Here is a 26,351-nt window from a genome sequence, read left to right on the forward strand (position 1 = left end):
AAAACACAATTAATGGAATTTAAAGAATTAAAAATATCAGAAGAAACACTAAAAGCATTAGCAGACATGGGATTTGAAAGTCCATCACCAATACAAGAACAAACCATCCCTGTCCTCCTTGAAGGTAGAGATTTGATTGGCCAAGCTCAAACAGGTACAGGCAAAACTGCAGCATTTGCTATCCCTATTGTTGAAAAAGTAGAGACAAACGGAATAACACAAGCCCTTATCCTATGCCCAACTAGGGAATTATGTATGCAAGTAACAAAAGAAATTGAAAAATTAGCTAAATATAAGAAGGATATCAAAATCTTATCTGTCTATGGCGGCACCCAAATCGTAAGACAAATAAAAGCTCTTAAGAAGGGTGTAGAAATCGTGGTCGGTACACCTGGTAGGCTAATAGACCTGATGAAAAGAAAGGTTCTTAAACTAGATAAGCTAGATATAGTAGTCCTAGATGAAGCAGATGAGATGTTTGATATGGGCTTTAGGGATGATATGAAATTTATACTTGATGCGACAAGTGAAGAAAGACAAACTTGCTTTTTTTCTGCCACCATGGGTAAGGAAATAACAGAATTTTCTAAAATCTATCAAAATAATCCTGTTTCTATCAAGATAAAAGCTGAAGAACTAACTGTTGATAGAATTGACCAATTTTATATCCCTATGAAGGAAGCTGATAAGGAAGAGACCCTAACCAGGCTACTTGAGATAAATAAGCCCCAACTTGCCATAGTATTTTGTAATACAAAAAGAAAAGTCGATAGACTTGTAGAAAATCTAAGCAAAAAATCTTATCTTGTAGATGGCCTCCATGGGGATCTAAAACAAGGCCAAAGAGACCAGGTGATGAAAAAGTTTAGGAACAATACTATCCATATCCTGGTTGCAACTGATGTAGCTGCCCGTGGCCTAGATGTAGATAATGTAGATATAGTATTTAACTATGACCTACCCCAACTAGATGAATACTACGTTCACAGGATAGGAAGGACTGCCAGGGCTGGTAAAAGTGGTGTTAGCTACTCCTTTATAGCAGGTAAGGACAGGCAAAGACTAAAGGCTATAGAAAAATATACCAAGGCCCATATAGAGGAAATGGAAATCCCAAGCCTAGCTGAGATGGGTAAAAGTCAAGAAGAAAATATTATTGAGGAAATTAGCTCTAAGCTAGAAAATTATTCTAAGTCAGACAAGGAACAAGCTATCTTAATAGCTCTTATGGAAAAAGGTTACGATCCCTTCATCATTGCCCAGGTCCTTCTAAGCGAAAAGCTTGGAAAATCAACCAGAAATCATCACGAAAAAATTGATGGTATTGACAATGATAAGGCAAAAAAATCTAATAAGCAAGCTAAGAGTAAGAAGGCCCATCCAAAATATAATGATGAAAATATGGCAACCTTATTTATAAATAGGGGAAAACTTGATAATTTTAATGCAAATAAAATAGTTAAAGCCCTAAACCGACTTGGACATATTCCAAATGATCAAATTGGCCAAATTAGAATTCAAAAATCTTACAGCTTTGTAGATATAGATAAAAACTTCATAGATAAGGCTATTAAAGGATTAAATAACAAAAAAATATCAGGTAAAAAAGTAAAAGTTGAAGGAGCTAAAAAATAAGAAAAGCCCTATCTTTATTGACCTTGAGTCCAAAATCCATAATATGGGTGGGCTCAGGTCAAAAAGATTTGGGCTTTTAAAATACTTATTTATTTTCTTCTCTTTTAGCCTTATTTTCTTTGGCTTTTTCTAGGAAATTTTCCTTGGCATAGGCTATGATATCATCAGATTCATACATAGCTTTGCCATCTATGACCATGCAAGGAACCTGGACTTTTCCACCTACTTCGATTAGCTTATCTTGGTTTTCATAACCGCAGTTTACATCTTCTGTATTATATGATGGAAACTTGATTATATCATTGTCTCTAAAATAATTTAAAACTTTTAAGCAATATGGGCAATCAGGTTTAAAATAAAGTTCAAAATCCCATTCTCTTACTATTTCTTTTCTCATAAAAATCCTTTCTATATACATTAACGTCTTACTTAATATATATTTACCCAAAGCTTATAAGAAAAAACTTAATAAAACTACTTCTTGTGAACCCTTTTAAGCCTGGACTCTAAAATAATTCCAAGAATTACATAGGCCATAAATTCTATAATTACTAGGATGATCTTTCTATAGGTATACATTATAACAAATTTATTTAAGATTAGGCCAAGGATGATAAAAACTATAGCTAAGCTAAAGGCACCTTTGGCCATAAAATCATTGGCAAAATACCAATTCTGCTTATTTTTCATTGATAAATCGCTCCTATAACCATATTTTTTATCTATTTCTTTGTTCTTTATCATATTTGAAATATAACCTACAAATACCAAATAAGCTGGTACTAAAAATATAGGCAAGGATTCAAAATTCATATTATCTCCTATCTTATACTTTTCATCACAAAGTCTAAACCAAGAGCCCATCCCATGGAATAGGCCAAGATGCTAGCTGGCTTACACAATAAGATTATGGCTATATATTTTTTTACACTTATATCAGTTAGGCCAGTTAGGTAACACAAAAAATCATCAGGAGCTACAGGTAAAAATATAGCAAGGGCGAAAAATCTGTCATAGGTCTTCTCTTTTAGCTTATCCTTGTGTTTATTATATGTATCTTCTCCAAAAATCCTTATTACTATGGATCTACCAAAGGTTCTGGAAATAAAAAACACAAGTATTGAACCAGCACAAATTGAGATATAATTATAAACAAAGCCCCAAAAGGCCCCAAATATAACTACTCCTGCTACACAGGTAAGGCCTCCTGGTATTATCGGGATTACTATCTGTATTATCTGAATAATCATAAATACAGCTGGACCCCAGGCTCCCTTAGATAAAATCAGTTCTCTGAAGCTTTCTAGAGAGTTAAAATAGCCCTTCTTATAAACTATAAAAGCAAGTATTAAGGCTATTATTAATAGGATTATTGATATTATATTGAATAAATTTTTTTTGATAAAAGATTTCATTTTCGCCTCTACTGTATGATGTATGTAGTGATATCATACATTAATGCTTTTTAACTGTCAAGTTCTTTTTATATAATAACACAATTATGACTTTAAAAAAAATTATAATTTTTAAGAATTCCTTAATAATAAAATTTCAGCGTATCATCAAAAAAGAGAAAACCCGAAGATTTTCTCTTTTTAAATATTTTTTAAACTACTAGATTTAGAATTTTGCCTGGAACATAGATTACTTTTCTAAATTCCTTGCCTTCTATATAAGAATTTACATTATTTTCTTTAGATGCTAAGTCTAGAGCTTCTTCCTTACTTGCTGTTTTACTTATTGTTATCTTTCCTCTTACCTTGCCATTTACTTGGACTGGTAGGTCGATTGTATCAAAGCCTAGCTTAGATTCGTCATATTTTGGCCAGCTTGTTTGGTTAAGTTCTCCATCAAAGCCTGCCATTTGCCATAATTCCTCTGTAAGGTGAGGAGCTACTGGATTTAGTAGGGTTATATAGGTTTTAAAGTCAGCCTTGGTGATTTTTCCAAGAGCTCTCATTTCATTTAATAGACTCATTAGGGCGGCTATGGCTGTATTGAACTTAAGATTTTCAAAATCATCACTTACTTTTTTGATAGTTTGGTTAATTGATACTTCAAGCTCTTTGCTATAGTCATCCCCATCTTCTACAAGGTCGATTAAGTTAAAGACTCTTTCTAAGTATTTTCTACATCCCTTAACTCCCTCATCTGACCACTTGGCTACTGATGAGAAATCTCCCATGAACATTTCGTAGGTTCTTAGGGTATCTGCACCAAAATCTCTTATTATATCATCAGGATTTACAACATTTCCTCTTGATTTACTCATTTTTTGGCCATCATATCCTAAGATCATGCCATGGCTTGTTCTCTTTTTGTATGGTTCTTTTGTTGGCACTACACCTATATCATAAAGGAATTTGTGCCAGAATCTTGAGTAAAGAAGGTGAAGGGTAGTATGTTCCATTCCTCCGTTGTACCAATCAACTGGTGTGTAATAATCAAGTGCTTCTTTGCTTGCTATTTCTTCGTGGTTGTGTGGGTCTGCATATCTTAGATAATACCAGCTTGATCCTGCCCATTGAGGCATAGTATCTGTTTCACGTCTTGCTGGCTTTCCACAATGCGGACAGGTTGTATTTACAAAATCATCTATCTTAGCTAGTGGTGATTCACCTGTGGCTGTTGGTGTATAAGACTCTATCTCAGGGAGTCTTACTGGTAGGTCTTTTTCATCTACTGGCACCCAACCGCACTCATCACAATATACCATTGGAATTGGTTCACCCCAATATCTTTGTCTAGAAAATACCCAGTCACGAAGCTTGAAGTTTGTCTTAGCTTCTCCCAGTTTATTTTCTTCTACATATTCAATGGCTTTTTTCTTGGCTTCTGTTGCAGATAGGCCATTTAAGAAATCAGAATTTATAGCTGTTCCCTTTTCAATATCTGTTACAGGAAGCTCATCTTTTGAATCATAAACAGGAATTATTGGCATATCAAATTTCTTTGCAAATTCAAAGTCACGCTCATCGTGAGCAGGTACTGCCATTATAGCTCCTGTACCGTAAGACATTAGGACATAATCTGATACCCAAATAGGGATTTCCTTGTTATTTAGTGGATTAATTGCTGATAGTCCATCAATCATTACCCCGGTTTTATCCTTATTTAGCTCACTTCTTTCAAAGTCAGATTTTAGGCTTGCCTGGTGTTTATAATCAAGGATTTGGTCATAGTTTTTAATGTCATCCTTGTATTTTTCAAGTATTGGATGTTCTGGTGAAACTACCATATAGGTTACACCAAAGATTGTGTCTGGTCTTGTGGTATAGACTGTAAGCTTTTCATCCCTATCTTTTAGGCTAAAATTAACATCTGCCCCGTGGCTTCTTCCTATCCAATTTATTTGGCTAGCTTTTATTCTTGATTCATAGTCAACTTCAGCAAGGTCATCTATGAGCCTGTCTGCGTAAGCTGTTATCTTTAGCATCCATTGATTTTTTAGCTTATGCTCTACCTCAGCTCCACATCTTTCACACTTTCCATCTACTACCTCTTCATTGGCAAGGCCAACTAGGCATGATGGGCACCAGTTTACAGATGTTTCTGACTTGTAAGCTAGGCCTTTTTTAAACATTTGGATAAAAATCCACTGGCTCCATTTATAATAATCAGGATCTGTTGTATTTATTTCCCTGTCCCAATCAAATGAGAAGCCAATTGATCTCATTTGGTCCCTAAAGTGGTTTATGTTCTTTTCTGTAATAATTGCTGGATGGATTTTATTTTCTATAGCATAGTTTTCAGCTGGTAGGCCAAAAGCATCCCAACCCATTGGATACATTACATTTTCTCCATCTAATCTTCTCTTACGAGCTACCACATCAAGGGCAGTATAAGGACGTGGATGGCCTACGTGTAGGCCTTGGCCAGATGGATATGGAAATTCTACTAAAGGATAAAATTTCTTCTTTGATGAATCTATTTCTGATTTAAATGTTTTTTCTTCTTCCCATTTTTTTTGCCACTTTTTTTCTATGGCATTTGGATTATATTCTACCATTGTTCCCCCTAGTTGTTGTTAGCAAACGCGTTTACATATCTTGGATAAGCTATCACGTCTCTGATATTTTTCATGCCTGTTACATACATCATTGCTCTTTCAAAACCTAGTCCAAAACCTGAGTGAACTACTGTACCAAATCTTCTTAGGTCTAGGTAGTTTTGATATTCTTCTGGATTTAGGCCATTATCTTCCATAGATTTTACAAGCTCATCGTATCTTTCTTCTCTTTGAGAACCACCGATTAGCTCCCCTACTCCAGGAACAAGCATATCAAATGCTGCTACTGTCTTACCATCATCATTTCTCTTCATATAGAAGGCCTTAATGTCTTTTGGATAATCAGTTACAAATACTGGACCATTTACGATTTTTTCTGATAGGTATCTTTCGTGTTCTGTTTGAAGATCCATGCCCCATTCAACTGGGAATTCAAATTTTTCACCAGATTCTTTTAATAATTCTATAGCTTTTGTATAGGTAATTCTTGCAAATTCTGAATTTCTAAGCTTTTCTAGTCTTTCAATTAGGCCCTTGTCAATCCATTTGTTGAAAAATTCCATTTCATCCTTGGCATTTTCAAGTAAGTAGTCGATTGCATATTTTATCATATCTTCAGCAGTATCCATGCATACATTATAATCAGCAAAGGCCATTTCAGGCTCAAGCATCCAGAATTCTGCAGCATGTCTAGGTGTATTTGATACCTCAGCCCTAAAGGTAGGTCCAAAGGTATAAACATTTCCGAAAGCTAGGGCATAGTCTTCAGCCTCAAGCTGGCCTGATACTGTCATGTAAGATTTTTTGCTGAAGAAGTCTTTGTTGTAATCGACTTTTCCATCTTCTCTTCTTGGTGGATCATTAGGATCGATTGTTGTTACATTAAACATCTCACCCGCACCTTCAGCATCACTTGATGTGATAATTGGTGGGTTTACATATACAAAGTTTCTTTCTTGGAAAAATTTATGAAGTCCAAAGGCTAAAATCGATCTTGTTCTAAATACAGCTCTATATGTATTTGTTCTAGGTCTTAGGTGAGGGATTGTTCTCATAAATTCAAAGGTTTGTCTTTGCTTTTGAATTGGGAATTTCTCTGAAGATTCACCAAGAACAGTTACCCTAGCTGCTTGAATTTCATATGGATTGTTATCTTTTCCAGTTGAAACAAGCTTACCTTCTATCTTAAGACTTGCAGATAGGTGTTGTTTATCAAGTTCATCGTAATTTTCAATTTCTTTGCCCACTACTACTTGGAGGTTTTTAAAGGTTGATCCATCATTTAAATCGATAAAACCCACGTTTTTACTAAATCTAGAGTTTCTAATCCAACCTTCTATAACTACTTCACTATCAACTAAACTTTCCGCTTTCTCTAATAATTCTCTAATCTTCATTATTGCCTTCCTTAACTTTATTTAATCTTTCGATCATTTCTTTCTCATAGCCTTTTAAAATAGGCTCATAAAATTTTTCTTCAACAAAATCATCCGGCAGATAATCTTGTTTTACATAGCCACCAAAAGCATGTGGGTATAAATACTCATCCTTTATGAGATTCTTACTTCCAGCATAGTGACTATCTTTTAACTTATTTGGTACTGTACTATCTTTATTATTTCTTACAAAATCTATTGCCTTATCGATAGCAAGATAGGTCGAATTACTCTTTAGGCTTGCTGCTAGATAAACCACAGTCTGAGCCAGGATAATCCTTGCTTCTGGCATGCCAATCTTATCAATCGCTTCAAAGCAAGCGTTAGCTAGGACTAGGGCATTGGGATTTGCATTTGAAATATCTTCTGCTGCAAAAATTATCATCCTCCTTGCGATGAATTTGATATCTTCGCCAGATTCTAGCATCTTTGCCAGATAGTAAAGAGCTGCATCAATATCAGAGCCTCTCATAGACTTAATAAAGGCAGAAATCGTATCATAATGCCTGTCGCCATTTTTATCATAGACGGCAATTTTCTTGTTTATGGAATTTTCGATAGTAGCAGAGTCTATATCTATTCTACCATCTTTTTCATCTTCTGAAAATATGGCGATTTCTAAAGCATTTAATAGGGCCCTGCTATCGCCATTAGAATATCTTACAAGGGTGGAAATAGCATTATCGCTTAACCTAATATCCTTATTTTTTAATATCTCATCTTCCTTTAGGGCGAGATCTATAAGTTTTTTAAGGTCATCATCGCTTAATTCTTTAAGCTCAAATACATACATCCTTGAAATAAGAGCCTTATTTACTTCAAAATATGGATTTTCTGTAGTTGCCCCAATCAGGGTTATAGTCGAATCTTCTACAAAAGGCAAAAGGTAATCTTGCTGGCTTTTGTTAAATCTATGAATCTCATCTACAAATAGTATGGTCCTTTTATTTTCATAAGACAAATTATCCTTTGCAATTTGAACCTTTTCCTTTAAATCTCCTATGCCACTAGCTACAGCAGATACTTCCTCAAAGGCCATGTTTGTTGTATATGATATGATTTTTGCAAGAGTAGTCTTGCCTACTCCAGGTGGTCCATAAAATATACAAGAATAAATCCTATCAGCCTTGATCATTCTTCTAATAATCTTACCTTGACCAACTAAATGTTCTTGACCTATGTATTTATCAAGAGAATTTGGCCTTAACCTATCTGCAAGAGGTGCATTTTTTGAAAGTTCTCTTTGTCTGTTTAATTCAAATAAATCCATTTGCCCTCCTTAATAGAAAAAAAGGCGCTAATTACTAGCACCTTTATCATCTTTTAAATTTATAATCTCCTCATAAAATGAATCGACATCCTTAAATTCTCTATAAACAGATGCAAATCTCACATATGCTACTGGATCTAAGTCTTTTAATTCATCCATGACAAGCTGTCCTATATATGTTGAAGTTACTTCTTTTTTGCCAGTATGATTAACTTTGGTTTCAATATTTTTAGCTACTTCTTCTATTTGATCCATGCTGACAGGTCTTTTTTGGCAAGACTTGACAATGCCTGAGATTAGCTTTCTTGGGTCAAAAGCCTCTCTTGTGTTGTCTTTTTTGATAATCATGATTGTGGAATCTTCATACCTTTCGTAGGTCGAAAATCTCTTGTCACAATCTTCGCACAATCTTCTTCGTCTAATAGCCCTGTCATCATCAGTTGATCTAGAATCTAATACCCTTGTATTTTTAGAATCACAATAGGGACATCTCATATTATTTTAAGAAGTCAGGAAGCTCTAAATCATCAAATAAGTTTGATGATCTCCTTTGGCTATTTTTATTGACGTTGTTTGCGTTGTTTCTTTGAGGAGCTCTTAATTCGTCAGACGAATTTGATCTATCTGCTCTTCTAGGTCTGCCCGCATTATCAAATCCTGTAGCTATTACTGTAATCTTGATTTCTTCACCCATTGTTTCGTCAGAACCAACACCAAATATTATGTTTGCATCAGAATCTATGTGGTCTCTGATTAGCTCAGCTGCTTCATTTGCTTCCATTAAGCCTACTTCTGCAGCTGTAACGTTTAATAGTACTGCATTAGCTCCTTCTATGCTTGTTTCAAGAAGTGGTGAGTTAACAGCAGCTTTCGCAGCATCAACTGCTCTATTTTCTCCGCTTGCTCTACCAATACCCATGTGTGCCATTCCTTGATCTGCCATGATTGATTTAACATCAGCAAAATCTAGGTTAATTACGTTTGGTACTGCTATCAGTTCAGATATACCACTTACAGCGTCCATAAGTACTTGGTCTGCCATTTGGAAGGCTTCTACCATTGATGTTCTTTTTTCAACAATTTGGAGTAGTTTATCGTTTGGTATTGTTATTAGGGTATCTACATTTTCTTTTAATTTTTCAATACCTGATTCTGCTTGATTAGCTCTTTTTCTACCTTCAAATGAGAATGGTTTTGTAACTACACCTACTGTTAGGATTCCCATTTCTTTTGCTACTTGTGCTACAACTGGAGCTGCACCTGTACCTGTACCACCGCCCATTCCAGCTGTGATAAATACCATATCTGCGCCTTTTATAGCTTCTTCTATTTCACTTTTAGATTCTTCTGCTGCCTTTTCACCTACTTGTGGGTTAGCTCCTGCTCCAAGACCTCTTGTAAGCTTTTCACCTATTTGAAGTCTAATATCAGCGTTTGAACCTTGTAGAGCTTGAAGGTCAGTATTAAGTGCCATAAACTCTACACCAGATAGGCCGTTATCTCTCATCCTGCTGATGGCGTTATTTCCACCACCACCAACACCAATAACTTTTATCTTAGCTAAAGAATTGTTTTCCATATCATAATTAATGTTTGCCATAAATTCCCCCGTCGTTTTCTATTTTTAGATTTAGCTAAAAGATTAATCTACCACAACTTCTGGCTTATCGCCGTTGTTTAAGTTAATACTTTCTACTTTTTTGCCCTTGTTTTTTATATCGGCTAAAACTTTATTTAGTAATTTAATCTTGTAATCAACATTATTTAAATCACCAAACTTAACTTCAATATCTTCTACCATTATACCAATATCAAGCTTATTTTCCAAATTTAACTTACTTACCCTACCTATAATAGGAGATGTGCTTATAGCCTTAATAAAATTCATTGTAGTTTCAGAAGAGGTAAAATTTTCACCCAATTCTTTATTATAAGAGTTTATATCTATTTCGATAAGCCTTTCGGTATTTATCTTATCCACATCAGCTGTTATAAGTCCATTATTTGATACATAAAAATCCTTATTTTTTATCTTATAAAGTGGGAAGTCTTCCCCAATTTCTACTGATAAAATCTTAGGAAAAACCTTCCTAACTCTTGCTGTCTTTACAAAGTTTAATTTTTTAAGTTCCTTTTCGCTTCTTTTATAATCATATAATAGTATATTTTTACCAACTGGTGACCTAAGCTTCTTTATTACCTCTGTATCATCAGTTATAACATTACCTTTTATGTATATATCCTGTATTTTCATAAAGGGATGCGTGTAAAGATTTACAAATATGCCAAGCAAAAATGCCAATAAAATAAGGAAGAAGAAAATCTTACTTTTAGGCTTTTCAATTTCTTCCTTACCTGGTCTTCTAGCTATATATTTTTTACTAAAAATTTTTGATCCCTTTTTTATAATTCTATCATCGTTTTTATTAGTCATTAATCAATTAACTTAGTAATCTCGCTATAAATTTTGTCAGTTGCGGACATATCAGCAAGTTTATAAGCTTCTTCCCCCATTTTTTGCATAGTATCTTTATCTTTTATTATACTCAATATAGATTCATTTAATAGGTCAGCTTTTAAATCTTTTTCTAAAATCATAAGGCTTGCTCCATGGTCCATATAAGTTCTTGCATTATACTCTTGATGATTTTCTGTAGTGTATGCCTTAGGTATTAATATCGAAGCCTTGCCAACTGATGAAATTTCTGCAAGACTCATCGCTCCTGATGAAGCTATTATTAAATCTGCTAGGCCATAAAAAAGATCAATATTATCTATATATTCAAAAACTTTTAGGTATTTGCTTGGTGATGCTTTCTTTACAAAATCATCATAATACCTATTTCCTGTTTGATGGAGGAGGTAATATTTTCCATCAAGCTTTTTGCTTAGTTCTAAAACCGCTTGATTTAATGCATAAGATCCATTTGATCCCCCAAAGGAAAATACAATAGGCTTATCTTCATCTATTCCAAGACTTTTTAAATCCTCTTCAGTATAAGTAAGATTGAAATTATTTCTAACAGGATTGCCTGTTACTACAATATTTTTTTGATATTTAAAATGCTTTTTTGCTTCCTCGTAGGAAATTAATACCTTATCAACCCTTTGAGATAGGAATTTACTTGCCATACCTGGATAAGAATTTGATTCATGGACAATTGATGGAATATGAGCTCTTGCAGCCTGGTAAAGAATAGGTGCACATACATAGCCACCAGTTCCTACAACTAATTCTGGTTTGAAATCCTTTATAATTTTTTTAGCTTGGCCAAATCCTTTAATATTTGCTAAAAGTGATTTAAATAATCTTTTATTAATCTTTCTAGGTATGCCCATTGCTTCTATAGAATGAAATTTATATCCGTTTTTCTTGGCTATCCTTTCTTCTGGGCCGCCTTTTATTCCAACATAAAGTATTTCTACTCCTGGATTTTCTTCTTTTATCTTATCACCTATTGCTATGGCAGGATAGATGTGACCACCTGTCCCACCACCAGTTATTATTGCTCTTTTCATATTTATCCTAACTTTTTTACAAGGTCTTTAAAGTCATCTCCCCTTTGTTCATAGGACTTGTACATATCCCACGAAGCAGAGGCTGGAGATAGTAAAACTACATCACCGCTTTTGGCTTCTTTATAAGCTTCATCTAAGGCTTCTTTCATATTTTCTACCATTATATAAGAAACTCCTAGGTCCTTGCAGATATTTTCTAACTTTTGCTTTGTCTGGCCCATTATTATCATAAGTTTGCCATTTTTCTTGAAAGCTTTGACATAATCAGTGTAGTCGATGTGCTTATCATAGCCGCCTGCAATTATAATAATAGGTATATCGAAAGACTCAATAGCCTTTACAGAGCTATCGACATTTGTCCCCTTGGAGTCATTATAATAATCTACTCCGTCAATTGTTTTTACAAACTCAAGTCTGTGAGCAATTGATTTGAAGGTCTTAATTGACTTTATAATATCATCAAGTTTTATCCCATATAGATAAGTTAAAAGGATAGCTGCCATGGCATTTTCATAGTTATGCCTACCTATTACAGATAGACCTCTAACATCTAAAATGCCTTCATCATCATGATTTTCATCTATGAGGTAGATTGTATTTTCTTTTAGGTAAAGACCTCTTTCCACCCTTTGCCTGCTTGAAAATTCATAAACTTTTGCCTTAAAGCTTAACTTATGTGCTTTCAAAATCTTATCGTCTTTGTTTATCACTAAAAAATCTGACTGATCTTGATTTGATGATATTTTTAGCTTTGAATTTATATAATCATCAAAACTACCATGCCAATCTATATGGTCTTCGTTAATATTTAGGATTGCAGCAAATTTTGGATGATATAACTTGCTATCATGTAGTTGAAATGATGATAATTCTTCAACAAAGACTCCCTCATTATTATACATTTGCCACAAGATTCCCTCGCCTATATTTCCAACCGCATAGGCCTTATGACCTGACTGATTTAAAATATGGTTTACCATCGATGTGGTGGAAGTTTTACCATTTGTACCAGTGATTGCAATCTTTTCTTTTTCAGGAAATAACCTTTGTGACGCTTCTATATCTGAGATGATTTCGTTTCTCTTTTCTAAAAGCTCTACATATTCATCATTTGGCTTGATTCCAGGTGATTTAAGTACAAAGTCAAACTTATGATCTTCTAAATTAGCGCAAGAAATAGGGCTATAGTTATAGCCCTTGAGTTCTTCTATTTTTTCTTTATTTTTATCGAAGGTGTAGACCTCATATCCTTTTTTATCCAAACATTTTACAGATGATATTCCTGTTACACCTAGTCCATATACTAATACCTTACTCATACTAATGCCACCAAACTTATTAATGATAATACGATAGATACAACAGCGAAGGCTGCTACTATCTTTGATTCTTTGTAACCTTTTAATTCAAAATGATGATGAATAGGAGTCATAAGAAAGACTCTTTTTTTATTCCTGTGTCTATATGATAAAACCTGAATTATTACTGATAGGGTTTCCATCATATAAACTCCACCAAATATTACTAAATAAATTGGAATTTTAAGATTTATTGCAAGGGCTACTATTGCACCGCCTATTGCCATAGATCCAGTATCTCCCATAAATACACTTGCAGGATTAAAGTTGAATACCAAAAATCCTAGGAGACTTCCAAGCATAATTAGTGCAAAAGTTTCATTATTGGTTGTCTTTCCAATTATGCTTAGAGCAATAAATACTGGGATTGATACACTTACCAAGAGGCCATCAAGACCATCTGTTAGGTTTGTAGCATTTGTAGTACCTACTATTATAAATACCATAATAGGAATTCCTATTATTGATACTGGTAGGTAAAAATTAGTAAATGGTATGAGTAATCTTGTTATAGATTCCTTGTCATTTATGAAGGCTAAAATACTTACCAAGATTGCTAGCCCAAATTGGAGGACTAATTTTTCTTTTGGTTTAAGACCTTCAGATTGTTTTAATACTAGTTTTTTGAAATCATCGATAAAGCCTACTGCTCCAAAACCCACCATGGATACTAAAAGTATTAGAGTTTCCATGCTTTTATCTAAGAAAAATAGACTTAAGATGAAGGCAGAAATTATAAAGATTATTCCACCCATGGTTGGTGTGCCTGCCTTAGCTAGATGACTTTTTGGACCAACTGCCCTAATATTTTGACCGATTTTTTTGCTTTTAAGAATTGGAATTATAAAAAATGACAAGCCCAAACTTAAAAATATTCCCAATAAAATTAATAAATACTTATTCATATTACTTCCTATCAGCAGCTAATTATTATCCTGATATACCATATCTAAATCTTCTATGGCATATCTTTGAATTCTATTTAAGTCAACGGCTTCATCAAGGCTAGTCTTAAGCCTATCTCTTTGAAGCTCATAACTTACTATATCTGCCTGTAGTCTATTATACTCAAATCTCTCATTTGACAAATTTATTCTTTTATTTATCAAAAAAGTAGTCATAGCCATTAGCATAGAAAAAACAAAGAGACTTATCCAGAATTTCATAATCCTATCTCTCTTTCTTAGCAAATCGATATTGTAAGACTTAGATCTTTTTGGTTTTTCTTTTACCTTCAGTCTAACTCTTCCTTTATTATTATTTTTTATTATCTTATATTCTATACGCTCAGCCATATCATATCCTTTGACATACTCTAAGTTTAGCAGGTTTACTCCTAGAATTAGCTTCTAACTCTTCCTTGCTTGCTGTGATTGGCTTTTTGGTTATCAATTTTACCTTAGCCCTATGATCACATACGCAAACTGGAATCTCTGGCGGACAGATACAATCTGTCGCCAAGTCTTTAAATTTATTTTTAACTATCCTGTCTTCTAAAGAATGGAAAGTAATTATAGCTAGTCTGCCATCTTTATTTATAAAATCTATAATATCATCAATGGTATTTTCTAATACGTCTAACTCTCTATTGACTGCAATCCTTAAGGCTTGAAATACCCTCTTTTCAGGATGAACTTCATTCTTGAAGTTCGCAGATTTCATAACAATATTTCGGAGTTTGAAAGTGGTATTAATTCTTTCATTTGCGCGATACTTTACTATATTTCTGGCTATGGATTTAGAGAATCTTTCCTCACCATAATCAAAAAATATCTTTGTAAGTTCATCCTGAGAGTATTCATTGACAATCTTTTCTGCTGTTAACTCATTTTGTCTATCCATTCTCATATCAAGTGGTCCATCTTTCATATAAGAAAAACCACGCTCTGGATTGTCGATTTGATACGAGCTGACGCCAATGTCCATCAGAGCACCATCGATTTTATTAAAACCCGCCTCAGTCAAGACTTCTTTAATATTTTCAAAGTTAGTATTAAAAAATACAGTATTTTTGTAGTCTTTTAAATTTTCTTTGGCAGCTTTAATGGCAGTTTCATCTTGGTCTATGCCTATAAGAAGTCCCTTATCAGATAGTCTTTCAAGGATCATCTTAGAATGACCTCCCTTTCCTAGAGTTAGGTCAGCATAAATTCCGTCTGGTTTAATATTTAAATTTTCTATAGTTTCTTTTGCAAGAACTGGTATATGTTCAAATTTCATATCATTCATCCATAATGTCGGATAAATTCACCTCGACTTCGTTTATATATTCATCCCAAACTTTTCTATCCCATATTTCTATGGTATTGTTATTGCCAATTATTATGGCCTCATCTGAGATTTTAGCATAGTCCTTAAGATTCTTATTTATCAAGATTCTCCCTTGTTTATCAAGGTTCATCTTGACAGTGGAAGAGAAAAATAGCCTTTTTATTGCACGATTTTTCTTATTTTCATAGATTAACTGGTCAAGGTTTTGAGACCTTTTTTGAAATTCTTCTTCTGTATAAATTACTAAGGAGTTCTCAGGTCCCTTGGTAAGATAGAATTCTTCCCCGAGAGAAGGTCTAAATTCACTAGGCATCATTATTCTATTTTTTGAATCCATCTTATGGATATATTCACCTAGGAACATTTCTTACCACCTTTTACCACTATCTTCCACTTCACTATCATTTTATCCTATATCAGGGAAAAAAGCAAGAAAAAAGACCGGTGTTAAAACCGGTCAATATTTACTAACTTATTTAAATTTGATTATTCTATCAGCTTTTTCTTTAGATTTAGCTTTTTGAAAATAAGGTGGGAGATTATTTTTATGTGCATATATAAATAAAATAACTCCTATTATTACAAAACCAATTGAGACTAGCTGAGCAGTCCTAAGACCAAGTACATATAAGGAATCTGTTCTAAGACCTTCTACAAAAAATCTCAAAACTCCATAACCTATAAAATATATGGCTGTTTGCTTGCCCTTGCTTGGATTTTTCTTTCTATAAAATATTAAAAATAGAAATATTAGAAAATCTCCAATTGATTCATAGAGGAAGGTAGGATGAACCTTGACCCCATCTATTATAATTCCCCAAGGCAAGTTTGTTGGACCACCGTGAGCTTCAGAATTTGCAAAATTGCCCCACCTGCCTATAGCTTGGGCAAGAATAAGGGATGGAACCATAACATCTGTAAGATCTAATATTGGAATATTTTTATGCTTAGCATATATCCATAAGGCTATAAGTCCTGCAAATATTCCGCCGTGGATGGCAAGGCCTCCTGCCCTGAAGTTTAGTATCTGGCTTGGGTTTGCTCCATAAAAATCCCATTCAAAAGCTACATACCAAAGCCTTGCTCCAATAATTCCTATTGGGAGGATTACAAAAAGTATATCGTAAATAAAGTCTTCTTCAAAACCTCTTCTTACAAATTCTTTCTTGGCAAATTGGGAGGAAATTAATATTCCTCCAATTATTATTATGGCATACCAATATATGTCTAGGCCAAAAATAGAAAAGGCTACCCTATCTATATTAAATTCCATCTTATTCCTCGCTTGGCATATCCCAATTGTGATATACTTCTTGGATGTCGTCATGATCTTCTAAAGCATCTATTAATTTGTTTAGCTTTTCATGATGAGAAGCATCTACTTCGATATTGTTAGCTATATATGAAATATTTGCTCTTTCTATCTCATAGCCCATTTTCTTTAGGCCTTCTACTGAATCATTGAAGTCGCTTACTTCTGTGAGCGCTTCATAAAAACCATCTAAATCATCAACATCACTAGCACCTACTTCTAGGGCATCCATCATAAATTGGTCAAAGTCTTTACCCTCTCCATCTACGATTATCTCTCCCTTTCTTTCAAATAAGAACATTACAGATCCATCTGTTCCAAGATTTCCGCCAAATTTATCAAAGATATGACGAACATCTGGTGCTGTCCTATTTTTATTGTCTGTTAGGCAATCTACTATAAAGGCAACTCCGCCTGGACCATATCCTTCATAAACTAATCTTTCATAGTTTTCTCCGCCTGCTTCACCACTAGCTTTTTTTATGGCCCTGTCTATATTATCATTTGGCATGTTATCTGCCTTTGCCATTTCGATAGCTGTCTTAAGACTTGCGTTATATTCTGGATCTAGTCCGCCTTCTCTAGCTGCTACTGTTATATTTCTAGCGTGTTTGGTAAAAATCTTACCTCTTTTTGCATCTTCACTACCTTTTTTATTTTTTATCTTACTCCACTTATTATGTCCTGACATTAAATCCTTCCTTTCTCATAGAGCATTAGCTCTTTTATTTTATTAATTTCTATATTGGCGCTTGTCAAATTTATTAGATCTTTTTCAAACTTCTCGTACTTATCATGTCTTACATAGATTTCAAACTTTACTATATCTGTGTAAGACTTGTCAATTACTTGATATTTTTCTTCGTTTATATAATTTTCTATCTGACCTAATAGATTATATGACAAAATTAATTCTACTACAAAATAATCTCTTTTGTAAATAAGATTTGGACCAATTGTATCAGCTACCCCTTTTGTATAAGCTCTTACAAGTCCTCCCTTGCCTAGAAGCTTGCCCCCAAAATACCTAGTTACAACTACGCAAACATTTGTGGCTTCTTCCTTTTCAAGAACAGATAGCATGGGAAGGCCGGCTGAGCCTTGGGGCTCGCCGTCATCGTTATATCTTTTAATTTCTGGAGTCGTATTTATTATATAAGCTGTACAATTGTGGGTTGCATCCTTATGGTCTCCTCTTACTTCCTCTATAAAGGCTAAGGCTTCTTCTTCACTTTCCACATGCTTTGCCCTTGTAATAAATACTGACTTTTCAACTTCAAATTCTGAAGTCTTGACTCCTTCTATTGTTTTATAATCACCTGATGATATATTTGTTGAATTTGGCATAATCTTCCTTATTTATTTCAAAAGTAATATTAGTTCCATCGCTGTCATATTCAGTTTCTAATATATCGTAATTTGTCATCATATAATCAAGAACTGCTCCATCACTAAAAGATATGTGCATCTTTACCCTTGTATAATCTTCTTTTATGACCTTGACAATCTCTTCCTTTAGTCTTATCAAATCTTTATCTTCATGGGCTGATATGAATATTCTCTCATATTCACGTTTATAAAGACTTACAGCTGTCAGATTATCGACAAGGTCGATCTTATTAAAGACATAGATAATATACTTGCCCTCAAGATTTATTTCATCAAGCGACTTTTCTATGGTCTTAATTTGACCTTCAATATTAGATGATGAATTGATAACAATTAATAGCATATCAGCAAATTTAATTTCTTCAAGAGTTGTTAAGAATGAATCATTTAATTCCTTAGATAGGTTATCTATAAAACCAACTGTATCTGTTAGAGTCACCTTAGTGTTTGAAAAATCAAGTCTCCTGGTAGATGTATCAAGGGTAGCAAATAACAAATCGTCAGAATAGACGTATTTTTCAGAACCAAACAAATTCATCATCCCATTTAATATCGTAGATTTACCAGCATTTGTATAGCCTACTAGAGAAATATTAAATGAAGACTCCCTAGATTTTCTATTTGTGACTTTTGTCTTTTCGATATCTTTTAAGGATTTTTCAAGGGATTTTATATCTCTTACTATGGCTCTCCTATCGGTTTCAAGCATGGTTTCACCCGGTCCTCTGGTACCAATTCCTCCGGCCTGTCTGGATAGGTATGAAAACCACTTATTAATCCTTGGTAATTGATACTTAAGCTGGGCAAGCTTTATCTTAAGCCTGGCTTCACGGGTGTGGGCTCTTTGGGCAAAGATATCAAGAATAAGGCTTGTCCAATCTACAACTTTTAGCTTTAACTCTTCCTCAAGGTTATATAATTGGCTTGGAGATAATTCTACATCAAAAATTACTGTCTTTACTTCTAAATTCTCCGCAAGCTCCCTTATTTCTTCAAGCTTGCCCTTACCAATGTAAAATCTTGGATTAACCTTACTAACAACTTGGCTAACAAAAGCAACAGGCTTTCCACCTGCTGTATTTATCAAAGATTCTAATTCATATATTTTAATTTCTTCATCATCATCCCTGTCAAGGACATTGACTTGTATTACTTCTTGCATAAAATTCCTTTCCCTAAAGATTATACTTTTATCTAAAATTTAATAAAGTATGGAACTTACCCGCAAAAAATGATAAAATAGATATAGGTATAATTTACGAAATATAAAAAAATACAAATGGAGGCCATATGCATAAAAAAGCAGCCGCTATTATCATAAAAATCTTACTAATAGTAGTACTATTTTTAGGGTCGATTATGGTAATATTTGCAGGAATAACAGGCGGTGCAATACTTGAAGTCATGAAAAATGCACCAGAAATCGATGCTAACGCTATAAAAAATGAAATGAGTCAAAACTCAGTCATTGTAGATGAAGATGGCAATGAAGTAGATGCTATTGCTACAAGTCAATATAGGGAGATAGTTGATTATAACAAAATCCCTGATGACCTTAAAAATGCCTTTGTAGCAGTAGAGGATGAGAGATTTTATGAACACAAGGGAATTGACCCAATATCAATCCTAGGTTCTATGGTAGAAAACCTAAGGGCAGGAAGCATTGTAAGGGGTGGTTCTACCATCACCCAACAACTTGCTAGAAATACTTATCTTAGCAACGATCAAACCTATCAAAGAAAGATAAAAGAAATTTATCTAGCTCTAGAAATAGAAGAACACCTAAGCAAGGAAGAAATCCTAGGAACCTACTTAAATAGAGTCTTCATGGGCCAAAATACCTATGGAGTTCAGGCAGCAGCCAAAACATACTTTAATAAGGATGTATCAGAGCTAAACCTAGCCCAATGCGCAGCCCTTGCAGGAATTGTCCAATCTCCATCAGAAAATTCCCTCTATAAGTCATTAAAGACAAGCGAAGTGACAAATGAAAAAGTCCTCGGTGAATTTACCATAGACGGGACAAAATATTCTGCAGTTTATAACGAAGCGCCAATAAAGCGAGAAGTATATATACTAGATAAGATGTTAGAATTAGGCTATATCGATAAGAAAGCTTACGATGAAGCTATAGAATTTGATGTATCAAAATCTATAGAACCTGCCGAAAGAGCTAATACCGAAATCGCCTCATATTTCAATTCCCTACTTGAAAAACAAGTTGTAGCTAAACTTATGGAAAAATTAAATATGAGTGAAAACCAAGCTTGGGATAGGCTTTACTACGGCGGCCTTAAAATAACAACAACCATAGATACAGAGATGCAAAAAACTCTCGAAGATATCTATAGCAACTTCTCATCCTACCTCATGGGAGATACTTCAGGTTGGGATGTCGCTCCCCTACTTAAGATGAAATATGATAATTGGGGAAATATTATAAATACTGATGGCAAGCTCTTATATTATGCAAAAAGCAACTTCTTAAATGAAAATAATGATATAAGACTTTCCCCTGATGATTGCCATATGGATGATGACGGGAATATAGTTCTTACAACAAACAAGGCCTATCTAGATCAGGCAAAACTAGTCTTTAGAAACTATTATTCCCTAGATGATGAAAACAAAAACTTAAGAACCCACAGAACAGGAGATATAGACCTAGGTTCAAATAAAAATATCTATCTAGATGATGAAGATAATATCGTAATATCAAAATCTTACCTAAAAGATAACGAAAACTTATTTACAGCCTACGATGATGGAAGTTTTTCAATAAATAAGGACTATTATGATATAGACCTAGAAGGTACAATTCAGCCTCAATCATCAACAGTAATAATCGACCAGGCAAATGGACAAATCAAGGCTATAATGGGTGGACGTGACCAAAAAGGTATGAGAATCCTTAATAGGGCTTCATCTGTTCCTAGACAACCAGGTTCATCAATTAAACCAATAGCTACCTATACTCCAGCGCTAGACAATGGCTTTAACCTTGCAACAGGTGTAGATGATGTACCTCAAATGTTAAATGAAGATGGCAAGCCTTGGCCAAACAACGTCTATGAGTACTACATGGGAGTAAAGCCAATCAGAGAAGCTATAAAAATGTCAATAAATACAATAGCAGTCTCTACCTTAGATAAGGTTGGAATTGATACATCAATCTCCTACCTCAAAAACTTTGGCATAATCAAAGATAGCGGAGCCGACAACTTCGTAAGCTCTGATGAGGATAAGGAAATAAATGACGAAAACCTCGCAGCCCTAGGTCTTGGAGCAATGACTCGTGGTCTAACAGCTCTAGATATGACAGGAGCCTATGCAGCCCTTGCAAACTACGGAAAGTATAACGAACCACTCACCTTCTCAAAAATCGTGGACTCTACAGGTAAGGTTCTATTTGAAGAAAAAGAAAAAACTAGTCATGAAGTAACAAGTCCAGAAACAGCCTACCAAATAACATCAGCCCTACAAGATGCTGGTAAATTCTATGGCAATATCTACCTAAATGGAACAGATTTTGCCACAAAGACAGGTACAACAGATGATTACAACGACTTCTGGTGCCTAGGCTATACCCCATACTACACAGTAGGAATCTGGATGGGATGTGATGATCAAAACATCTCCCTAACTGGTACATCTGCAGAAAGAGCAGCCCTCATGTGGAATGTAATAAATAACAAAATCCTAGATGGCTATGAAGCTGCTAGCTTTGAAGTTCCTAAAGGCATAGTTTCAATGAAGGTAGATACTATGAGTGGAATGCTTCCAACCGATGCATCTTATGCAGACCCAAGAGGAACTGTCATCACAGAAATCTTCGGACCAAATAACCAGCCAACAGCAGAAGACGATGTACACGAGTGGGTAAACGTAGATTCAAGAAATAATCTCTTAGTAAGTAATGTAACTCCAAGCGAGTTTATAGTCTCAAGGTCATTTATAAATCCAAAGAGCAACTACGATCCAAGTAAATTTAATAACATTTATCCAAAAGATTGGAAGCAAAGAATTCCAAAAGCTTATTCTAACCTCGGAGAACCAGAACCTGAGGATGAAGAAGATGATGATGATAAAAAAGATAAAGACAAGGACAAAAAATCTGACAAGGATAAGGAAAAACCAAAAGACCAAGAGCCAAAAGAAGAAAATCCAGAAAACCCACAACCATAGGAAAAGCCGCTTGAATGCTTAAACATTTCAAGCGGCTTTATTTTTTATTACTTATTACGTCCTTGGATAAGACCGAGTACAAATAATAAAATCACTGCACCGACAATGGCTGTAATGATTTGACCAAAAGTACCTGCGGCATAGTTTTTAAAGATGAAGTTACCTAAGTAACCACCAAGTATACCTACAAATATATTAGCAATACCTCCCATTTCGGCATCTCTTTTCATAATTCTACTAGCAATCCATCCTGCTAGGGCTCCTATAATTAGAGTCATAATAAATCCGTAATTTCCCATAATTACTCCTTTCATATTTAAAATTTCAAAGAAATTATTTTTATATTTACTACATTATTATATATATCCATTTTTAGACTTTTTAAACAATTATATTATAGATAAAAAACAAATTTCCTTATCTTTATGGTATAATAAACCTGGAAGGTGAAGTATGGAAAAGATTAATATTTTAATTATAGAAGATGAAGAAAGCATAAATAATATAGTGAAATCTTACCTAGCAAAGGAAGGCTATGGAGTATTTCAAGCTTATGATGGCGAGGAAGGATTAAAAATATTTTTAAATGAAGATATTGACCTAGTTATCCTAGATTTGATGTTGCCAAAACTTGCTGGTGAGGAAGTTATAAAAGAAATCAGAAATAGATCAAAAGTACCTGTAATCATGCTATCAGCAAAAGTCGAAGAAGATGATAAAGTCAAGGGCCTAAGACTTGGAGCAGATGATTATATAACAAAACCTTTTTCTGCAAGAGAATTAATAGAAAGAATAAAGGCAATCCTTAGAAGGATTGAAAAATACAATATACCAAGAGCTGATATTATAAAAACCCTAGATGGTAGGCTTGAGATGGACCTTAAGTACAACAGATTTTTCAAAGATGGTGAGGAAATCTACTTAACCAAAAATGAATTTTCAATACTTAAGACCCTATTTTCAAACCCTAACAAAATCTATACCAGAGATGAGATAATCCAAATAACTTTTGGTTATGACTACGATGCCTATGATAGGGCCATAGATACCCACATCAAAAATATCAGACAAAAAATAGAAGATAATCCCAAAAAACCACAATATATCAAGACAATTTATGGGATGGGCTACAAGTCCGGTGGCATAGATGACAACTCTCAAGAATAAGATAATTAAAAACTTTATAGCAGGGATCCTCTCTTGTATCTTAGTTTTTTCAATTCTTATCACCTTGATGGTCACAATCAACTATAACGACTTATTTAGGCAGTTAGATGATAAGAGGCCAAATGAAATCTCAGATCAATTTATAAGACTAAATAACGATAAGGATATATCAAGCAAATTCATGTGGTCATATCTTGATAACATGGCCCATGATTCAAAAGTAGATATTGAATATTACGATGAAGCTGGCAAGCTTATAAAACATTTAGAAGGCCGTGATAAAAGCGATGATTCTAAGATTCTATCTAAGGAATATAATATCATAGATGATACAACAAACCTAAATGCTGGTAAAATTATAATCCGCTACAACAGGGACCTAACCGGTGTAAACGAAGTTAAAAACAACTTTACCCAGGCTGTAATTTATGCAATTACAATATCTCTTGCAATCGGAACAGTTATAGCTATAATCTTATCTACCAATATATCTAATCCAATTACTTCAATTGGAGAATCTACCCTCGCTATCAAGGAAGGCGTCTATGATCAGATTGAAGAGGAAACAGATATAAGAGAGATTGAAAATCTTAAAGATAATATAAATTTCCTCTCAAACAACCTCAAAAAGCAAGAATCAATTAGGAAACAATATGCCCAAGATATATCTCATGAGCTTAGGACTCCCCTAACCAATCTTAAGCTTACAATCGAGGCTATGAAAGATGGAATAATAGATGCAGATCCTGCCACTTTTGACACACTTACAGCAGAAATAGTAAGGCTTGAAGGCCTTATTGTTGGACTTAAAAATACCTTTGAAGAAAATGTTGCACACGCTGTTTTATCAAAATCCATGGTGGATGTAAGTGAGCTTGTCTCATACATCGCAAAAAGTTTTAACGCAAAGGCAAAGCTTAATAATATCAGAATTAACACTTATATCGATGAAGATGTAAGGCTCTATACCGACAGAGATAAGCTAAGCCAAATCATTCAAAACCTAGTTTCAAATGCCATAAAAGCTATAGGCAAAAATGGTACTATAGAGATAAATCTGACTGAGGATGAAAAAGAAATACAAGTAAGTGTTAAAGATAGCGGTATAGGTATAAAAGAAGAAGATATACCAAGAATATTTGATAGGTTCTACAGGGTAGAAGATTCTAGAAATACCAAAGATAACGGAGTTGGCCTGGGACTTGCCATAACCAAAAACTTTGTCCTAGCCTTAGAAGGAAAAATAAGAGTTAAATCTAATCTTGGCTTTGGAAGCGAGTTTAATGTAGTCTTTGAGAAAAATAATAGGATGAACAATGACAAGAAGAAAGACAAACACCTCTAGGAGGTCTAGAAAAGTAAATAAAAATAGCAAAGATAGGAATTCTTCACCAAAAAACCAAATCAGAGTTGTTAAAGATAGAAGGTCCATGGATAGGAGCGCCAAAGCCCGCCTAAGAAAGAGAAGAGAAAGGCAAAGAATATATTGGCTAAGGAGAATAGCTCTTCTTGCTTGCCTATTAATTGTTATCTTTATTCCAAGCTATCTTATCTACAAAAAAGTTAATTCCTACAAATTTTTAGATTATCCAAGCTTTAGGGATGAAGTTCTAGATGACATATCAAAAGAAGCTTTCGTGACTTCAACTGAAGGCAGGAGCCTAACAAGTGCCGAAAAATCCAGCGACTTCGATAAGCTTCTTAAATACATGGTTAAAAACTATGCTGTAGATAAAAACAATAGGCAGTCTTATGAAGATTTTATCAAGCAAGGTGAAACATATAAGAAAAAAATTGCCAATTCAAAGACTGACCAAGAGTTTTTCACAATTTTGGGTAATTACCTATCACTATTAAATGACCCAGCAAGCAAAATCCTAGATAAAGATACTTACGACGATTTGTTTGATTATTACAAAAATAAGGGTCAATCTCATATAAAAACTAGCCTTGAAAATCCTCAGGTAGTAAATAGATATAAGAGAATAATAAACGATAAGACCACAAGCAAGGCAAATATAGCAATTGAATCAGCAAGCACCCTAAGGATCAGCCTATCAGTGTTTAAACTTTCAGAGCTTAACACTATAATAGATGAGATGACCAAGGCTGTGACCTCTACCCCATCAATCACTAGAATTATTCTTGATTTAGAGGAAAACTCATCTATAAATTATCTCTTTGTAAATGAATTTGCGAAATACCTAATTCATCAAGACTATAACTTTGAAGATATCTTTTATTATAGAGGGTCTCTTTTAGGCAAAAACCTAGAAGATATCAAAAATTCAAATGAATCTGATTACCAAACCCCTTATATTAAAAATCAAGCAAGTAAAACAAACGAAAAACCAAGCTCTTTTAATCTTAGTGACTATTCCTACTATGATAAGGTGACACTTAAGATAAAAAAGGATAGCACCTTTGCTAATAGGGGAATCTATATTTTGGTAAACTCAAATACCGCTAATGAAGCTATTAGACTTGCTTCAATACTAAAGGATTCAGGGGCCTATGTAGTTAAAAACGCCCTAGATCCAAATCCAAATATGAATGATAGGATTTACAATATGATGCCAAGCCTCTTAGTGCTAGACCACTCAGGCCTTATTGTGAGCATAAGCACAGCTAGAGAAAAGGGCGAAAATAAGTATATAGAATATAATCAAAGAATCAATTCTAAAAATCCAATAGGAAGCATCCTATCTATCGCGGGCTAACCTTTAATTTTAAAATAAGTACCAAAAAACTAGGCTTTTGACCTGAACCCCAAAATCCGGAATACGGATGGAGGGGTTTT

The 26,351-nt window shown here is 34.2% G+C and carries 25 protein-coding genes; 5 read left to right on the forward strand and 20 right to left on the reverse strand.

What is annotated here, in order from left to right:
• Positions 1-12 precede the first annotated feature (12 nt).
• A complete protein-coding gene (locus tag C8269_RS04910) occupies positions 13-1,635 on the forward strand; it encodes a DEAD/DEAH box helicase (protein ID WP_106460627.1) in 1,623 nt (540 codons plus the stop codon).
• A gap of 85 nt (positions 1,636-1,720) precedes the next feature.
• Here the strand turns inward: C8269_RS04910 and C8269_RS04915 are convergent, their stop codons facing one another.
• From C8269_RS04915 to hflX, 19 genes are all read right to left on the reverse strand, one after another.
• The gene (locus C8269_RS04915; protein ID WP_106461130.1) at positions 1,721-2,032 is read right to left on the reverse strand and encodes a glutaredoxin family protein; all 312 of its coding nucleotides are present in this window, start codon (positions 2,030-2,032) and stop codon (positions 1,721-1,723) included.
• A 77-nt stretch (positions 2,033-2,109) separates the two neighbouring features.
• Complete coding sequence (locus tag C8269_RS04920; RefSeq protein WP_106460628.1) at positions 2,110-2,448, reverse strand: SdpI family protein; 339 nt, start codon at positions 2,446-2,448, stop codon at positions 2,110-2,112.
• Positions 2,449-2,456: 8 nt separating this feature from the next.
• A complete protein-coding gene (locus C8269_RS04925) occupies positions 2,457-3,050 on the reverse strand; it encodes a TVP38/TMEM64 family protein (RefSeq protein ID WP_106460629.1) in 594 nt (197 codons plus the stop codon).
• Positions 3,051-3,241: 191 nt separating this feature from the next.
• Positions 3,242-5,644: a leucine--tRNA ligase gene (gene leuS / locus C8269_RS04930; protein ID WP_106460630.1), complete on the reverse strand. Its 2,403-nt coding sequence runs from the start codon at positions 5,642-5,644 to the stop codon at positions 3,242-3,244.
• A gap of 8 nt (positions 5,645-5,652) precedes the next feature.
• Positions 5,653-7,041, reverse strand: coding sequence for an asparagine--tRNA ligase (gene asnS, locus C8269_RS04935; protein WP_106460631.1), 1,389 nt, complete (start codon positions 7,039-7,041; stop codon positions 5,653-5,655).
• Entirely contained in the window at positions 7,031-8,350 is a 1,320-nt protein-coding gene (locus C8269_RS04940; RefSeq protein WP_106460632.1) for a replication-associated recombination protein A, read from the reverse strand. The genes asnS and C8269_RS04940 overlap by 11 nt, the downstream gene beginning before the upstream one ends.
• A 27-nt stretch (positions 8,351-8,377) precedes the next feature.
• Entirely contained in the window at positions 8,378-8,845 is a 468-nt protein-coding gene (gene nrdR, locus C8269_RS04945; RefSeq protein WP_106460633.1) for a transcriptional regulator NrdR, read from the reverse strand.
• A 1-nt stretch (position 8,846) separates the two neighbouring features.
• Entirely contained in the window at positions 8,847-9,950 is a 1,104-nt protein-coding gene (gene ftsZ / locus C8269_RS04950; RefSeq protein ID WP_106460634.1) for a cell division protein FtsZ, read from the reverse strand.
• 42 nt (positions 9,951-9,992) lie between these two features.
• Entirely contained in the window at positions 9,993-10,784 is a 792-nt protein-coding gene (locus C8269_RS04955) for a cell division protein FtsQ/DivIB (RefSeq protein ID WP_106460635.1), read from the reverse strand.
• Positions 10,784-11,869 carry an undecaprenyldiphospho-muramoylpentapeptide beta-N-acetylglucosaminyltransferase gene (gene murG / locus C8269_RS04960; RefSeq protein WP_106460636.1) on the reverse strand — a complete coding sequence of 362 codons (1,086 nt, stop codon included), beginning with the start codon at positions 11,867-11,869 and terminating at the stop codon, positions 10,784-10,786. The genes C8269_RS04955 and murG overlap by 1 nt, the downstream gene beginning before the upstream one ends.
• 2 nt (positions 11,870-11,871) lie before the next feature.
• Positions 11,872-13,188, reverse strand: a complete 1,317-nt coding sequence (gene murD, locus C8269_RS04965; protein WP_106460637.1) for a UDP-N-acetylmuramoyl-L-alanine--D-glutamate ligase — start codon at positions 13,186-13,188, stop codon at positions 11,872-11,874.
• The gene (gene mraY, locus C8269_RS04970) at positions 13,185-14,132 is read right to left on the reverse strand and encodes a phospho-N-acetylmuramoyl-pentapeptide-transferase (protein WP_106460638.1); all 948 of its coding nucleotides are present in this window, start codon (positions 14,130-14,132) and stop codon (positions 13,185-13,187) included. The genes murD and mraY overlap by 4 nt, the downstream gene beginning before the upstream one ends.
• Before the next feature lie 18 nt (positions 14,133-14,150).
• Positions 14,151-14,522, reverse strand: coding sequence for a hypothetical protein (locus C8269_RS04975; protein ID WP_106460639.1), 372 nt, complete (start codon positions 14,520-14,522; stop codon positions 14,151-14,153).
• 1 nt (position 14,523) lies between these two features.
• Positions 14,524-15,447 carry a 16S rRNA (cytosine(1402)-N(4))-methyltransferase RsmH gene (gene rsmH, locus C8269_RS04980; protein ID WP_106461131.1) on the reverse strand — a complete coding sequence of 308 codons (924 nt, stop codon included), beginning with the start codon at positions 15,445-15,447 and terminating at the stop codon, positions 14,524-14,526.
• A 1-nt stretch (position 15,448) separates the two neighbouring features.
• Positions 15,449-15,862 (reverse strand): division/cell wall cluster transcriptional repressor MraZ, encoded by a 414-nt coding sequence (gene mraZ, locus C8269_RS04985; protein WP_106460640.1) that lies wholly within the window; start codon positions 15,860-15,862, stop codon positions 15,449-15,451.
• Between the two features lie 108 nt (positions 15,863-15,970).
• The gene (lgt, locus tag C8269_RS04990; RefSeq protein ID WP_106460641.1) at positions 15,971-16,771 is read right to left on the reverse strand and encodes a prolipoprotein diacylglyceryl transferase; all 801 of its coding nucleotides are present in this window, start codon (positions 16,769-16,771) and stop codon (positions 15,971-15,973) included.
• 1 nt (position 16,772) lies between these two features.
• On the reverse strand, positions 16,773-17,501 hold the full coding sequence (locus C8269_RS04995; protein ID WP_106460642.1) for a YebC/PmpR family DNA-binding transcriptional regulator: 729 nt from the start codon (positions 17,499-17,501) through the stop codon (positions 16,773-16,775).
• Complete coding sequence (locus C8269_RS05000; protein WP_106460643.1) at positions 17,501-18,157, reverse strand: YigZ family protein; 657 nt, start codon at positions 18,155-18,157, stop codon at positions 17,501-17,503. The genes C8269_RS04995 and C8269_RS05000 overlap by 1 nt, the downstream gene beginning before the upstream one ends.
• Positions 18,126-19,361: a GTPase HflX gene (hflX, locus tag C8269_RS05005; RefSeq protein ID WP_106460644.1), complete on the reverse strand. Its 1,236-nt coding sequence runs from the start codon at positions 19,359-19,361 to the stop codon at positions 18,126-18,128. Before hflX ends, C8269_RS05000 begins: the two co-directional genes overlap by 32 nt.
• A gap of 128 nt (positions 19,362-19,489) precedes the next feature.
• Here hflX and C8269_RS05010 point away from each other — a divergent pair, with 128 nt between their 5' ends.
• A complete protein-coding gene (locus C8269_RS05010) occupies positions 19,490-22,384 on the forward strand; it encodes a transglycosylase domain-containing protein (protein WP_106460645.1) in 2,895 nt (964 codons plus the stop codon).
• Between the two features lie 47 nt (positions 22,385-22,431).
• On the opposite strand, the gene C8269_RS05015 is transcribed toward C8269_RS05010, so the two are convergent.
• Positions 22,432-22,683: a GlsB/YeaQ/YmgE family stress response membrane protein gene (locus C8269_RS05015; RefSeq protein WP_106460646.1), complete on the reverse strand. Its 252-nt coding sequence runs from the start codon at positions 22,681-22,683 to the stop codon at positions 22,432-22,434.
• Between the two features lie 154 nt (positions 22,684-22,837).
• On the opposite strand from C8269_RS05015, the gene C8269_RS05020 reads away from it, so the two are divergent.
• The 3 genes from C8269_RS05020 to C8269_RS05030 are packed head-to-tail and all read left to right on the forward strand — an operon-like array spanning position 22,838 to position 26,271.
• Entirely contained in the window at positions 22,838-23,551 is a 714-nt protein-coding gene (locus C8269_RS05020) for a response regulator transcription factor (RefSeq protein WP_106460647.1), read from the forward strand.
• Complete coding sequence (locus C8269_RS05025; RefSeq protein ID WP_106460648.1) at positions 23,532-24,896, forward strand: sensor histidine kinase; 1,365 nt, start codon at positions 23,532-23,534, stop codon at positions 24,894-24,896. Before C8269_RS05020 ends, C8269_RS05025 begins: the two co-directional genes overlap by 20 nt.
• Positions 24,868-26,271 (forward strand): peptidase S41, encoded by a 1,404-nt coding sequence (locus tag C8269_RS05030; protein WP_106460649.1) that lies wholly within the window; start codon positions 24,868-24,870, stop codon positions 26,269-26,271. The genes C8269_RS05025 and C8269_RS05030 overlap by 29 nt, the downstream gene beginning before the upstream one ends.
• Positions 26,272-26,351 lie beyond the last annotated feature (80 nt).

It is taken from the genome of Anaerococcus sp. Marseille-P3915 (genome assembly GCF_900258475.1).
Lineage (GTDB): Bacteria > Bacillota > Clostridia > Tissierellales > Peptoniphilaceae > Anaerococcus > Anaerococcus kampingae.

Coding starts and splice junctions, on each gene's coding strand:
- mraZ (WP_106460640.1), bottom strand. CDS start 15,862: ATGTTCCTAGGTGAATATATCCATAAGATGGATTCAAAAAATAGAATA.
- C8269_RS05025 (WP_106460648.1), top strand. CDS start 23,532: ATGACAACTCTCAAGAATAAGATAATTAAAAACTTTATAGCAGGGATC.
- hflX (WP_106460644.1), bottom strand. CDS start 19,361: ATGCAAGAAGTAATACAAGTCAATGTCCTTGACAGGGATGATGATGAA.
- C8269_RS05010 (WP_106460645.1), top strand. CDS start 19,490: ATGCATAAAAAAGCAGCCGCTATTATCATAAAAATCTTACTAATAGTA.
- C8269_RS04920 (WP_106460628.1), bottom strand. CDS start 2,448: ATGAATTTTGAATCCTTGCCTATATTTTTAGTACCAGCTTATTTGGTA.
- C8269_RS04910 (WP_106460627.1), top strand. CDS start 13: ATGGAATTTAAAGAATTAAAAATATCAGAAGAAACACTAAAAGCATTA.
- C8269_RS04940 (WP_106460632.1), bottom strand. CDS start 8,350: ATGGATTTATTTGAATTAAACAGACAAAGAGAACTTTCAAAAAATGCA.
- C8269_RS04925 (WP_106460629.1), bottom strand. CDS start 3,050: ATGAAATCTTTTATCAAAAAAAATTTATTCAATATAATATCAATAATC.
- nrdR (WP_106460633.1), bottom strand. CDS start 8,845: ATGAGATGTCCCTATTGTGATTCTAAAAATACAAGGGTATTAGATTCT.
- C8269_RS04975 (WP_106460639.1), bottom strand. CDS start 14,522: ATGGCTGAGCGTATAGAATATAAGATAATAAAAAATAATAATAAAGGA.
- asnS (WP_106460631.1), bottom strand. CDS start 7,041: ATGAAGATTAGAGAATTATTAGAGAAAGCGGAAAGTTTAGTTGATAGT.
- murG (WP_106460636.1), bottom strand. CDS start 11,869: ATGAAAAGAGCAATAATAACTGGTGGTGGGACAGGTGGTCACATCTAT.
- rsmH (WP_106461131.1), bottom strand. CDS start 15,447: ATGAAATTTGAACATATACCAGTTCTTGCAAAAGAAACTATAGAAAAT.
- murD (WP_106460637.1), bottom strand. CDS start 13,188: ATGAGTAAGGTATTAGTATATGGACTAGGTGTAACAGGAATATCATCT.
- C8269_RS05020 (WP_106460647.1), top strand. CDS start 22,838: ATGGAAAAGATTAATATTTTAATTATAGAAGATGAAGAAAGCATAAAT.
- C8269_RS05000 (WP_106460643.1), bottom strand. CDS start 18,157: ATGCCAAATTCAACAAATATATCATCAGGTGATTATAAAACAATAGAA.
- ftsZ (WP_106460634.1), bottom strand. CDS start 9,950: ATGGCAAACATTAATTATGATATGGAAAACAATTCTTTAGCTAAGATA.
- C8269_RS04915 (WP_106461130.1), bottom strand. CDS start 2,032: ATGAGAAAAGAAATAGTAAGAGAATGGGATTTTGAACTTTATTTTAAA.
- C8269_RS04995 (WP_106460642.1), bottom strand. CDS start 17,501: ATGTCAGGACATAATAAGTGGAGTAAGATAAAAAATAAAAAAGGTAGT.
- leuS (WP_106460630.1), bottom strand. CDS start 5,644: ATGGTAGAATATAATCCAAATGCCATAGAAAAAAAGTGGCAAAAAAAA.
- C8269_RS05015 (WP_106460646.1), bottom strand. CDS start 22,683: ATGGGAAATTACGGATTTATTATGACTCTAATTATAGGAGCCCTAGCA.
- lgt (WP_106460641.1), bottom strand. CDS start 16,771: ATGGAATTTAATATAGATAGGGTAGCCTTTTCTATTTTTGGCCTAGAC.
- C8269_RS04955 (WP_106460635.1), bottom strand. CDS start 10,784: ATGACTAATAAAAACGATGATAGAATTATAAAAAAGGGATCAAAAATT.
- mraY (WP_106460638.1), bottom strand. CDS start 14,132: ATGAATAAGTATTTATTAATTTTATTGGGAATATTTTTAAGTTTGGGC.
- C8269_RS05030 (WP_106460649.1), top strand. CDS start 24,868: ATGACAAGAAGAAAGACAAACACCTCTAGGAGGTCTAGAAAAGTAAAT.